At 68.8% G+C, this 11,971-nt stretch carries 14 protein-coding genes and 1 tRNA gene; all 15 read left to right on the forward strand.

The window, feature by feature from the left end:
* Nucleotides 1-24 precede the first annotated feature (24 nt).
* The 15 genes from AB0F17_RS38595 (at nt 25) to AB0F17_RS38665 (ending at nt 11,930) form a co-directional block, all read left to right on the forward strand.
* Nucleotides 25-633, forward strand: coding sequence for a SurA N-terminal domain-containing protein (locus tag AB0F17_RS38595; protein WP_358033342.1), 609 nt, complete (start codon nt 25-27; stop codon nt 631-633).
* Nucleotides 634-635: 2 nt separating this feature from the next.
* Nucleotides 636-1,580: a MazG family protein gene (locus tag AB0F17_RS38600; RefSeq protein WP_358033345.1), complete on the forward strand. Its 945-nt coding sequence runs from the start codon at nt 636-638 to the stop codon at nt 1,578-1,580.
* Between the two features lie 133 nt (nt 1,581-1,713).
* Complete coding sequence (gene eno / locus AB0F17_RS38605; protein WP_358033348.1) at nt 1,714-2,991, forward strand: phosphopyruvate hydratase; 1,278 nt, start codon at nt 1,714-1,716, stop codon at nt 2,989-2,991.
* Between the two features lie 123 nt (nt 2,992-3,114).
* Complete coding sequence (locus tag AB0F17_RS38610; protein WP_214639627.1) at nt 3,115-3,507, forward strand: septum formation initiator family protein; 393 nt, start codon at nt 3,115-3,117, stop codon at nt 3,505-3,507.
* Nucleotides 3,508-3,520: 13 nt separating this feature from the next.
* A complete protein-coding gene (locus AB0F17_RS38615; RefSeq protein WP_214639628.1) occupies nt 3,521-4,009 on the forward strand; it encodes a DUF501 domain-containing protein in 489 nt (162 codons plus the stop codon).
* A complete protein-coding gene (locus tag AB0F17_RS38620) occupies nt 4,000-4,992 on the forward strand; it encodes a Ppx/GppA phosphatase family protein (protein WP_358033351.1) in 993 nt (330 codons plus the stop codon). The genes AB0F17_RS38615 and AB0F17_RS38620 overlap by 10 nt, the downstream gene beginning before the upstream one ends.
* Nucleotides 4,993-5,168: 176 nt before the next feature.
* Nucleotides 5,169-6,602: a hypothetical protein gene (locus AB0F17_RS38625; protein ID WP_358033354.1), complete on the forward strand. Its 1,434-nt coding sequence runs from the start codon at nt 5,169-5,171 to the stop codon at nt 6,600-6,602.
* A 68-nt stretch (nt 6,603-6,670) separates the two neighbouring features.
* Nucleotides 6,671-7,465: a uracil-DNA glycosylase gene (locus AB0F17_RS38630; RefSeq protein WP_358033356.1), complete on the forward strand. Its 795-nt coding sequence runs from the start codon at nt 6,671-6,673 to the stop codon at nt 7,463-7,465.
* Between the two features lie 96 nt (nt 7,466-7,561).
* Nucleotides 7,562-8,878 carry an NAD(P)/FAD-dependent oxidoreductase gene (locus AB0F17_RS38635; RefSeq protein WP_358033359.1) on the forward strand — a complete coding sequence of 439 codons (1,317 nt, stop codon included), beginning with the start codon at nt 7,562-7,564 and terminating at the stop codon, nt 8,876-8,878.
* 79 nt (nt 8,879-8,957) lie between these two features.
* Complete coding sequence (locus AB0F17_RS38640; protein WP_358033362.1) at nt 8,958-9,470, forward strand: ACT domain-containing protein; 513 nt, start codon at nt 8,958-8,960, stop codon at nt 9,468-9,470.
* Nucleotides 9,467-9,991 carry a peptide deformylase gene (locus AB0F17_RS38645; RefSeq protein WP_358033365.1) on the forward strand — a complete coding sequence of 175 codons (525 nt, stop codon included), beginning with the start codon at nt 9,467-9,469 and terminating at the stop codon, nt 9,989-9,991. Before AB0F17_RS38640 ends, AB0F17_RS38645 begins: the two co-directional genes overlap by 4 nt.
* Nucleotides 9,992-10,040: 49 nt before the next feature.
* Nucleotides 10,041-10,113, forward strand: a tRNA-Leu gene (locus AB0F17_RS38650).
* Nucleotides 10,114-10,283: 170 nt separating this feature from the next.
* Nucleotides 10,284-11,072 (forward strand): Bax inhibitor-1/YccA family protein, encoded by a 789-nt coding sequence (locus AB0F17_RS38655; protein WP_358033367.1) that lies wholly within the window; start codon nt 10,284-10,286, stop codon nt 11,070-11,072.
* A gap of 156 nt (nt 11,073-11,228) precedes the next feature.
* Nucleotides 11,229-11,462 (forward strand): DUF4287 domain-containing protein, encoded by a 234-nt coding sequence (locus AB0F17_RS38660; RefSeq protein WP_358033370.1) that lies wholly within the window; start codon nt 11,229-11,231, stop codon nt 11,460-11,462.
* Between the two features lie 57 nt (nt 11,463-11,519).
* The gene (locus AB0F17_RS38665; RefSeq protein ID WP_358033372.1) at nt 11,520-11,930 is read left to right on the forward strand and encodes a PPOX class F420-dependent oxidoreductase; all 411 of its coding nucleotides are present in this window, start codon (nt 11,520-11,522) and stop codon (nt 11,928-11,930) included.
* The last annotated feature ends 41 nt before the right edge of the window (nt 11,931-11,971 follow it).

Below are 11,971 nucleotides of genomic sequence, written 5' to 3' on the forward strand. Positions count from 1 at the left end.
GCGGTTTTGTCGGAAAGGACGCACGTGAAGTTGATTCGAGTGGCAGTGGCCGCTGCAGTGGTGGGTGTCGCGCTGACCGCCTGCTCCTCGCCCATGGAGGCCGGTGCCGCGGCCGTAGTGGGTCATGAGCGGATCTCGGCGCGCGACCTGAACAAGAACGTCCAGGAGTACGAGGCCGCGCTGCGGAAGGTCAACATCGACCCGTCGCAGCTCGGTGTGTCGGTCAACCAGTTCGTCCTGTCCAGGATGGCCGAGCAGAGCCGGCAGCAGCAGCTGGCCGACAGGTTCGGGGTGGAGGTCAGCGACACGGAGATCGACACCGCGGCCCAGGACAAGGGCGAGCAGCAGACGGCCGAGATGAACCTGCTGTCCAAGGGCGTCGCCCCGGCCGACCCGCGCGGCTACCTGCGGGCGATGATCGGCGTGAACAAGATGATCGCGAAGTTCGGCGGCTCGCAGAACCAGCAGGCCGTGGAGAAGTTCAAGGTCGAGTACGACGGGCTCGCCCCGGTCTTCAGCCCGCGCTACGGCAAGATCGGGCAGCAGGGCTTCGTCGACGCCGGCCGCTTCGGCAAGCCGTCGGCGACCACCGAGCAGACCGACCAGGCCCAGCAGCAGCAGTCGCAGGGCTAGCCGTGCCGCTGATCGTCGTCACCACCTCGCCGCGGGTCGCACCGGGTCTGCTGAGCCACCAGGCGTGGCAGGCGTTCGGTTCGGGCCCAGTGCTGACCGGGTCCGAGGATCATCCGCAACTGCCCTACCTGGCCGAGGCCGGGGTCGAGGTGGCCGTCGTCACGCCCGACCCCGCCGGGCTGGCGCGGCGGGCGGTGACGGAGACGGTGGTCTGGCTGGCCGCCGCCGACGCCGAGGACTTCATGCGTTCGGTCGGCCACGCCGCCGTCGCGATGGCCGAGCCGCCGCTGATCGAGGTGGTGCCGGGCTCGTACGATCTGCCGGGCGCCCGGGTGCTCGACCTGGTCGCGGTGATGGACCGGCTGCGCACCGAGTGCCCGTGGGACCGCAAGCAGACGCACGAGACCTTGGTGCCGTACCTGCTCGAAGAGGCCTACGAGGTGCTGGAGACGATCGAGCAGGGCGACTACCCGGCGCTCCGTGAGGAGCTGGGTGACCTGTTGCTCCAGGTGGCGTTCCACGCGCGGGTGGCCGACGGGTTCGACATGGACGACGTGGCCGAGGGGATCGTCGAGAAGCTGGTGCGGCGCCATCCGCACGTGTTCGGCTCGGTGCGGGCGGAGACCGCCGACGAGGTGAACGACAACTGGGAGGCGATCAAGGCGGCCGAGCGCGCGTCGAAGGGCGATACTCCCTCGGTGCTCGACGGGGTGCCGATGGGGCAACCCGCGCTGTCGCTGGCCGCCCAGCTGGTGCGCCGGGCCGAGCGCGCGGGCGCCCCCTGGGCGCTGGCCGCCGCGATCGGGCAGGGGGTGGGGCGCGAGCTGTTCGACCTCGTCCGCCGCGCCCAGGACGCGGGCCTCGACGCCGAGACCGAGCTCCGCGCCGCCGCCCGCTCCTACCGCGACCGCGTGCTCCGCTGGGAGTCCGGGCGCGAGGCGCCGTAACGCCGCCGACGCGCGGGTTCTCGGCGGGTTCTCCGGGGATTTGGCGGAGTGTCATGCTTCCGGCTGCTGCCTGGTCCCGGCCGACCGATAGGCTCTGAAGGCATATTTGCCTTTCGATTTAGGAGCGCAACCCGTGGCTACCATCGAGGTCGTATACGCTCGCGAGATCCTCGACTCCCGGGGCAACCCGACCGTCGAGGTCGAGGTGATCCTCGACGACGGCGGCAGGGGACGCGCGGCGGTGCCCAGCGGCGCGTCGACCGGCCAGTTCGAGGCCGTGGAGCTGCGTGACGGAGACGAGCGTTACGGCGGCAAGGGCGTGGAGAAGGCCGTCCTCGCCGTCACCGACGAGATCTTCGAAGAGATCAACGGCATCGAGGCCGAGGACCAGCGCATCATCGACCAGATCATGATCGACCTCGACGCGACGCCCAACAAGTCCAAGCTGGGCGCCAACGCCATCCTGGGCGTCTCGCTGGCCGTGGCCAAGGCCGCCGCCGACAGCGCCGACCTGCCGCTGTTCCGCTACCTGGGCGGCCCCAACGCCCATGTGCTGCCCGTGCCGATGATGAACATCCTCAACGGCGGCGCCCACGCCGACACCAACGTCGACATCCAGGAGTTCATGATCGCGCCGATCGGGGCGCCGACGTTCCGCGAGGCCGTGCGCATGGGCACCGAGGTCTACCACGCGCTCAAGGGCGTGCTGAAGGAGAAGGGCTACGCCACGGGGCTGGGCGACGAGGGCGGCTTCGCGCCCAACCTGCCGTCCAACCGCGACGCGCTCGACCTGATCCTGGTCGCGATCGAGCGGGCCGGCTACACCCCGGGCGAGGACGTCGCGCTGGCGCTCGACGTGGCCGCGTCCGAGTTCCACAAGGACGGCGTCTACACGATCGACGGCAAGGGCGTGTCGGCCCAGGAGCTCATCGCCTTCTACGCGGACCTGGTCGACAACTACCCGCTCGTGTCGATCGAGGACCCGCTCGACGAGGAGGACTGGGCTGGCTGGAAGGCCATCACCGAGGCCATCGGCGACAAGGTCCAGCTGGTCGGCGACGACCTGTTCGTGACCAACCCGGAGCGGCTCGGGCGCGGCATCGCCGAAGGCACCGCCAACGCGCTGCTGGTCAAGGTCAACCAGATCGGCACCCTCTCCGAGACGCTCGACGCGGTCGACCTGGCCCACCGCAGCGGCTACCGCTGCATGATGAGCCACCGTTCCGGCGAGACCGAGGACACGACGATCGCCGACCTGGCCGTGGCGGTCAACTGCGGCCAGATCAAGACCGGCGCCCCCGCCCGCTCGGACCGGGTGGCCAAGTACAACCAGCTCCTTCGCATCGAGGAAATTCTCGACGACGCCGCTCGCTACGCGGGTCGCGCGGCTTTTCCGCGCTTCCAGCGCTAGTTTCGGGTACGGCTCGCGGCATGGCGGGTATGCCGCGAGCCGCTCAGAAACGGCGAACACGACTATCCGCCCCGGCCTGAGCTGGTCGCCACGCCGGGCCGGGCAGTGAGGGGGTAGGAAGCGTTGGCGAAGAGGCCGCAGCTGACCGGGCGGGCCGCCATCCTCGCGATCGTGGTGTGCGCGATCGCCATGAGCCTGGCCTATCCTGTGCGCGAGTACATCGCCCAGCGCCGCGGCATCGCGGAGTTGCAGGCGGAGAAGGCACGGGTCGAGGCCGACCGCCAGGCGCTGGCCGCGCAGGCGGAGCAGATCCGCGATCCCAACTGGATCAAGCGGACGGCCAAGGAACGGCTGCACTACTGCGGGCCGGGCGAGAAGTGCTACGTGGTCATGGACGCCGAGCCGGACAAGACCGAGAAGACGGTCAAACAGCCCGCGACGCGGCCGCCGTGGTACCAGACGCTGTGGGAATCGGTCGAGGCCGCCGACACGGGCCAGGGCCGCAAGGCCGGATAAGACGGGGAGAGCGTTGGACAGCAGTGACGTCGAAGCGGTGCAGCGGCAACTGGGGCGCCCGCCGAGAGGGCCGCGCGAGGTGGCGCACCGCTGCCCGTGCGGCAACCCCGACGTGGTGGAGACCGCGCCGAGGCTGCCCGACGGCTCGCCGTTCCCCACCCTCTACTACCTGACCTGCCCCAAGGCGGCCTCCGCGATCGGCACCCTGGAGGGCTCGGGGCTGATGCGCGAGATGCAGGCCAGGCTGGCCACCGATCCCGAGCTGGCCGCCGCCTACCAGGCCGCCCACGACGACTATGTGGCCAGGCGCGACAAGGCGGCGGAGGACCAGGGCCTGGAGCCGCTGCCGCGCGACATGCAGAGCACCGGTGGCATGCCGCTGAGGGTGAAATGCCTGCACGCGCTCGTCGCGCACGAGCTGGCCGTGCCCGGATCCAACCCGTTCGGCCGGGAGGCGCTGGATGCCCTCCCCGAGTGGTGGAGTGACGGACCATGCGTGTAGCCGCCGTTGACTGCGGCACCAACTCCGTACGCCTGCTGATCGCCGATCTCGGCGGCGACGAGGTCACCGACGGCGCACCGGCCCATGGCAGGCCGGTCGACGTCGAGCGGCGGATGGAGATCGTCCGGCTGGGCGAGGGGGTCGACCAGACGGGGCGGCTGGCTCCCGAGGCGCTGGAGCGGACGTTCGCCGCCATGCGGATCTACCGCAAGCTCATCGACCAGCACGGCGCCACGGCGACCCGGGTGGTGGCGACCAGCGCGACGCGTGACGCCGCCAACAGGCAGGAGTTCGTCGACGGGGTGCGCGAGATCTTCGGGGTCGAGCCCGAGGTGGTGACGGGCACGGAGGAGGCGGAGCTGTCGTTCGTCGGGGCGACCAGGGGGCTGGTCCGGTTGTCGCGCGAGACCGGGATGCCGCAGGGGCCGCTTCCTCCCTACCTGGTCGTCGACATCGGCGGCGGCTCGACCGAGTTCGTGGTCGGCTCCGAGCACGTCATCGGCGCGCTGTCGGTCGACATCGGCTGCGTGCGGCTGACGGAGCGCCATCTGCGCTCACCGGGCTCCGCGGGGGCGCCGGAAGAACCACCGCCGGTGCGGGCGCTGGAGGCCATGGTGGCCGACATCGAGGCCGCGCTCGATCGGGTGGCCGAGGTGGTGCCGGTCCAAGAGGCGCACACACTGGTCGGTCTGGCCGGCTCCGTCACGACGGTGGCGGGCATCGCGCTCGACCTTCCCGCGTACGTTCCGGAGCGGATCCATCACTCCCGGATCACCGCCCAGCAGGTTCACGACGTCACCCGTCGACTGCTCGCGATGACCCATAGTGAGCGGGCCCGGATTCCGGTGATGCATCCCGGAAGAGTTGACGTGATTTGTGCCGGCGCGCTGATTCTGGACCGCATCGTACGGCGTTTCGCGTTTCCGCAGGTAGTCGTGAGTGAACACGACATCCTTGACGGAATCGCCTACTCCATAGCCTGATATTTCGACGAAATACGGACATGTGGGGTTTCCGGTTGTGTTGAGCGTGCAATCAGTTTTGTGCTTAGGTTAAGGCAGCATTGCGGGGGCTTTGTCATATCGCCGGACACGGATGGTGTCGGCGTGGCAACCGTTCCCGAGCGCGTCTTTTCCCTAACGGAATGGAGCACTCTCAGATGAAGTCCTCTCCTTTAGCGCGGAAGGCGGCGGCGTTCGGCGCCTCCGCCGCCGTGCTGGGCGCCATGATCGCGGGGCTGGCAGCCGCTCCCGCGCAGGCGTCCACCCAGGCCACCGCCGGTAAGGCGGGCACCGCGGCCACCACCTCCACCAAGGCCCGGCCCAAGGTCTCGGTGTCCACGCCCAAGGCGTCGGCCCGCGACTACGAGGGTGCCTGCCCGGTGAAGGTCGGCATCACGGCCAAGGTCAATGTCAAGCTCGACGGCAAGACCGACCTCGCCTACCGCTGGCTCCACGGTGATGGGTCCAAGGGCAAGGTCAAGGTCCTGAAGCTCAAGGGCCACGGCACCAAGTCGGTCAAGATCGGCCAGACGCTCTCCTTCGACGAGGACGTCAAGGGCTGGGAGGCCGTGCAGGTCCTCAGCCCCCGCAAGGTGACCTCCAAGAAGGGCTACTTCTCGGTCAGCTGCCAGAAGGAGGTCGTCATCGAGAACGATGACGACACGAACGTCTCGGTCAGCGCCTGGGCCGACCCGAGCTCGTACACCGGCCCCTGTACCCCCGGCGACAAGATCAACTTTGTTGGCCGGATCAAGGTCAGCGACCCGTCGTGGGTCAAGTACCGCTGGGTGCTGGACGGTCGCGTCGTCGACTACGGCAAGACCAGGGTGCGCCACTCGCGGACGGTCTCCTTCGGCTACTCGCCGCGGGTCAGCGAGCGCGGCTACGCCGTGCTGCAGGTCGTCGGTAACGACGGCCGCTCGTCCGACCGGGCCTACTACAAGGTCACGTGTGAGGACCCCGCTCCCTCGGTCAAGGTCACGGCCACCAACCTGGTGACCGCGACCAACAACGACGGCTGCAAGGTCGGCGCGCACGCCACCATCAACTCGACCGGCCGCGCGCGGGTCGAGTACGTGTGGTCGGTCAACGGCACGCCCGTCGACAAGGACGTGGTCTTCTTCGGCCGCGAGGGCTCGCGTACCGTCGAGCTGTCGGACCGTGTTCTGTCCGGTGCCGCGACGAAGGGTGGAAAGGTCACCCTGTCCGTCTCTGGACCGAGCAACAACGACTCGATCACGCAGTCCTACGCCGCGTGCGTGGCGCCGACGCCGAAGATCACGGTTTCGAGCATCACGGTCGGCCAGCGGAACAACTTCTGCGCCGACAAGCGTGGCCCGGGCGTCGACTTCAAGGCGACGATCTCCAGCTCCGCTCCGACCACCGTCAAGTACTACTGGGTGATCGACGGCAAGCGGGAGAACCCGGACCTTGAGCGTCAGGTCACCGGCAGTGTCGACGTGACCTGGGGCATCGCCGGCGCGCAGAGCGCCGCCGAGACCAAGGGCTCTGTCTCGCTCGTGGTCGTCAGCCCCGACGCCGCCTCTTCGACCACCACCTTCTCGGTGGCCTGCCCGAAGACCGGTGTCTGATCGGTTGAACTGAACCGGGTGGTGCCCTCCGGCGCCACCCGGTTTTCCGTTGTCGCTACGGTTGCGACGTGAGCTTCGTACCTCCCGGCACCGGCTGGCCCGGTGACCCGGCGACCGCTGACACCCCGGTCGCCCACGACCCCGCTGACGTGCGCCGCCTGGCCGCCGCGGGCGACACTCTGGCGGAGCTCACCGCCGCGCAGTCCGTGTGCAGGGCCTGCCCGCGCCTGGTGGAATGGCGTGAGGACGTGGCCGACGTGAAGCGGCGCGCGTTCGCCGACGAGACGTACTGGGGGCGGCCGGTCGCCGGGTGGGGCGACGACGAGCCGCGCGTCCTGCTCGTCGGCCTCGCCCCGGCCGCGCACGGGGGCAACAGGACCGGGCGGATCTTCACGGGTGACCGCAGCGGCGACTGGCTGTTCGCCTCGCTGTACCGCGTCGGCCTGGCCGTACAGGAGACGAGCACGCGCGCCGGTGACGGGCAGGAGCTGATCGGCGCCCGGATGCTGGCCTCGGTGCGGTGCGCGCCGCCCGCGAACAAGCCCACGCCCGAGGAGCGGGCCACCTGCCTGCCGTGGATGTCCCGTGAGCTCGCGCTGACCGCGCCGAGCGTGCGGGTGGTCGTGGCGCTGGGCGGGTTCGCCTGGCAGGCCATGTGGCCCGCGCTCAAGGAGGCCGGTTACTCGCTGCCGCGCGCCAGGCCGCCGTTCGGGCACGGCGTCGAGGTCCAGGTCTCGTACGGCCAGGCGCCGGTGACCCTGCTGGGCTGCTATCACCCCAGCCAGCAGAACACCTTCACCGGCAGGGTGACCGCCCAGATGCTCGACGACATCCTCGCCAGAGCCAGGGCGCTGGGGGTGTGATGTGTCGCACGACCTGGGGATTGGCTTTTGGGGGCGCTCTTGACGTAGCCTTGTGAATAGTTTCACAAGCTTGCCCGCAAGGGATGGGACCTGAGGATGAACAAGCACATTCTGATCGTCGGCGGCGGTTACGTCGGCCTCTACACGGCATTGCGACTGCAGCACAAGCTCCGCACGGAGCTGCGCGACGGCGAAGTGCGCATCACGATCATCGACCCCCACTCCTACATGACCTACCAGCCGTTCCTGCCTGAGGCGGCGGCGGGCAACCTCTCCCCGCGGCACGTGGTCGCCCCGCTGCGCCGGGTGCTGCCTAAGGTGCGCGTGCTCAACGGCACGGTCACCGCGGTGGACCACGGAGAGCGTTCCGTCACCTTCCAGCCGTCCAAGGGCGAGCCCCGCCAGATCGCCTACGACGTGATCGTGATGGCCGCCGGCTCGATCTCGCGGACGCTGCCGATCCCGGGGCTGATCGACATCGGCATCGGGTTCAAGACCGTGGGCGAGGCCATCGCGCTGCGCAACCGGGTCCTGCACCTGCTCGACGTCGCCGAGTCGACCGACGACGTGGAGGCGCGCCGCCGGGCCCTCACGTTCGTCGTGGTCGGCGCGGGCTTCGCGGGCGTCGAGGCGCTGGCCGAGCTCGAGGACATGGCCAAGCACTCCACCCGCTACTACCGCAACATCACGCCCGCCGACATCCGCTGGGTGCTGGTGGAGGCCACGAACCGGGTGCTGCCCGAGGTCGGCCCCGAGATGGGCAAGTGGACCCTGGAGCAGCTGCGCGAGCGCGGCATCGAGGTGAAGCTCGACACGCGCCTGGAGTCGTGCGAGGGCGGCCACGTGGTGCTCTCCGACGGCACCGAGTTCGACGCCGAGACCCTCGTGTGGACCGCGGGCGTCAAGCCCAGCCCGGTGGTCAACGACGGCGGCCTGCCGCTCGACGAGCGCGGCCGGATCAAGACCACGACCAGGCTGACCGTCGCGGGCGTCACGGACGCCTTCGCCGCCGGTGACGCGGCGGGCGTGCCCGACGTGACGAACCCGGGCCAGTACTGCGCGCCCAACGCCCAGCACGCCGTACGCCAGGCCAAGGTGCTGGCCGACAACCTGGTCCGCCATCTCCGTGGGCAGGATCTGGTCGATTACCGTCATAAGTATGTCGGATCGGTCGCCGGTCTCGGCCTGCATCAGGGCGTCGCGAACGTCTATGGCATCAAGCTTCGCGGATTCCCTGCGTGGTTCATGCACCGCACTTACCATCTGTCGCGGGTGCCGACGCTGAACCGCAAGGTCCGTGTCGTCGTCGACTGGACGCTGGCCCTGTTCTTCAAGCGGGAGACCATCTCACTGGGCGAGATGGAGCACCCGCGTGACGGGTTCAGGGCCGCTGTGGCGACGACCCGCCGCTAGCCCGCGTACAGCAGCGCCCCGGTGCGGCCGCATCGGGGCGTTTCGGCATCCTCGATCTCGATAGAGAGGGGATCCACGAGTGGGGCTCTCAGCGGTGACGGTGCTCGGCGTGGACCGGCCCGGCGTGATCGCCGCGGTCACCGGCTCGCTCGCCGACTGCGGGGCGAACATCCAGGACTCGACCATGACGCTGCTCGGCGGCCATGTCGCGATGATGCTGCTGGTCTCGGGCGACCTGAGCGCCGAGGAACTCTGCAAGCACCTCTGCGCGCCGGAACTGGTGGTGACCGCCTCGGCCGTCGAGGCCCGCCGCTACTTCGGCGGGCGGCCGACCGGTCTCGGCTACGTCCTGACCGTCCACGGCCCCGACCGGCCGGGCATCATCTCGGCCATCAGCGCCGTGCTCGCCTCGGTGGGCGGCAACATCACCGGCATGAGCACCCGGCTCACCGGCCGGCTCTACGTCCTCATCGCCGACGTCGAGCTGCCCGAGGAGGTCGACGTGGCCGGGCTGATGCGCCGGCTGGCCACGGTCGGCACGGGTCTCGAATCCGAGATCACCTTCCGCCCTGTTGAACCGGACCTGCTGTGACCTGGCCGGACGGGATCGTCCGCGGTGTGCTCGACGCTCCGCACCCGCTCCTGTCCGCCCGGGCCCAGCAGGTGGACCCCACAGACCCCCGCGTGGTGGCGGCGGCGGCCGACCTCCTCGCCACCCTGCGCAGCGAGCCGAGGACGGCGGGCCTGGCCGCCCCCCAGATCGGGCTGAGCTGGCGGCTGATCGCCTTCGACGCCGCCGGGCACCCGAAGGGCCGGTCCTGGGCCGGCGAGCTCGTGGTGGTCAATCCACGCCTCGCTGAGGCGTCTCGCTGGCGCGCGGGGCGCGAGGGTTGCGTCTCGATCGCGGATCTGACCGGTGACGTACGGCGAGCGACGAGTATCACAGTGTTCGGCAGCTTGCCTGGCACGGGAGATCCCGTCACCATCGAGGCGGATGCATTCGAAGCTAGGTGCATTCAGCATCAACTGGACCATCTCGACGGCGTTCTGTTCCTGGACAGAGTGCCAGGAGCCCTATCACTTCACCGCAGACTTCACAGATGTGACGCCTGATACGAAGTTGTGCTCCTCGGAAGCATGGTCCGTTTCGTATGATTGCGGCGCCCCCGTAGCCCAAAGGCAGAGGCAAACCCCTTAAAAGGGTTGTAGTGCGGGTTCGAATCCCGCCGGGGGCACCCGCGTCTACCATAGGAAATGCCCCATTAAACAACCCTCAGTAACCGCGGGAACTCAGGAACGTATCCGTTCGTTGTCCACCTGCTGAAGTCTCGAAACCACATAGATCTGAGCGCCGGTTGACCTAGGCGACGCCGGGTCCAATAAGCTCGGCGCACAGGAGGCAGCGATGGAGAGCAAGAACCCCGTTTTCAACAGGTCCAGGCAGTCGGCAGGGTGGCAGGGCGCGACGCCGACACCCGGCCACCTGCAGAACATGTACGACTCCCCGTCGTACGCCCCCTCGGCCCCGCCTGCCTACCGGGCGATGACGATCGACGACGTCGTGGTCCGCGGCTTCATGACCCTGGGCACGCTCGTCGTGACCGCGGCGGCGGCCTGGTATCTCAACGTCTCCCTGGGCGTGGCCATCGGCGCGGCCCTCGTCGCGCTCGTCCTGGGGCTGATCGCCTCCTTCAAGATGAGCACCAACCCGGCGTTGATCCTCGGTTACGCGGCGTTCGAAGGGGTCTTCCTCGGCGCGATCAGCAGCGCGTACGAGAACCTCTACAACGGGATCGTGCTCCAGGCGGTGCTCGGCACCGCGTTCGCTTTCGGCGGAGTCCTGACCGTCTACGCGTTGCGCATCGTCAGGGTCACGCCGAAGTTCGTCCGGTTCGTGGTCGCCGCGGGCATCGCGGCCGTCGGGCTGATGCTCGTCAACCTGATCGCCGGGTTCTTCGTCGCGGGCGGCCTCGGCCTCCGCACCGACTCCCCGCTCGGCTGGATCTTCAGCATCGCGATGATCCTGCTCGGCTGCTTCTTCCTGCTGCTCGACTTCAACTCCATCGAGGAAGGCGTCCGGCAGGGCGCTCCGGAGAAGTTCGCCTGGCAGTGCGCCTTCGGGCTCACGCTGAGCCTCGTGTGGATCTACCTCGAGGTGCTCCGGTTCATCAGCATTTTCACTCGAAGCGACTGATCGTTCTTCTCCTGGACCCCGTCGATCCGGCGGGGTCCTTCGCTTTGCGCGACCGAAAATCTACCCGCCGTCACAAAATGGTCGGAGGTTGGGGCTTGTCATTCCGGGGGACGTGTTGCAGTGTCGAGCAAAGGACCTTAATCCGTGGAGGTGCCCATGTCCTTGAACCACTCACCGGAGACGCACACGAAGCTCATCGCCAGGGTCCCAACGATAACGGGACGCGAACTCCCCGAGTGGTTTCAAGCCATCGACAACGGCCCGTCCTTCCTGAGGTGTGACGAGCGGGCCAACTGGCTCGCGGACGAGCACGGGCTGACCCATGGCTACGCCGCCGCGATCGTGCACGAACACGAGCGGTTCCGCCACAACCGCGCGGGCTTCCTGTAGAGCCCGTACTCCGACTCCGCGCCCGTGCCTCCGGCACGGGCGCGTAATCATGGGTGCATGGATCTAGACGAGGCACGCGACTTCCTGCGGCACAACCACCGCGCCATACTCCTCACCAGGCGCGGCGACGGCCGTCCGCAGATGTCCCCGGTGGGGGTGGGCGTGGACGACGAGGGCTACCTCGTCATCAGCACCAGAGAGACGGCGGCCAAGACTCTCAACATCCGCCGCGACAACAGGGTGGCGATCTGTGCCTTCACGGACGCCTTCTACGGGAATTGGATCCAGGTAGAGGGCGAGGCGGAGATCATCTCCCTCCCGGACGCCATGGATCACCTGATCGCCTACTACCGCGGCATTTCGGGCGAGCATCCGGACTGGCCGGACTACGAGGCGGCGATGGTCCGGGACAAGAGGGTCATCGTCCGGGTGGCTCCGGTTCAGGCCGGGCCGGACCGCCACGGGTAGGGGAAGTCCGAAGAAGACGGCCGGGGACGCGCACGTCACGG

This window comes from Nonomuraea sp. NPDC026600 (assembly GCF_040638335.1).
Lineage (GTDB): Bacteria > Actinomycetota > Actinomycetes > Streptosporangiales > Streptosporangiaceae > Nonomuraea.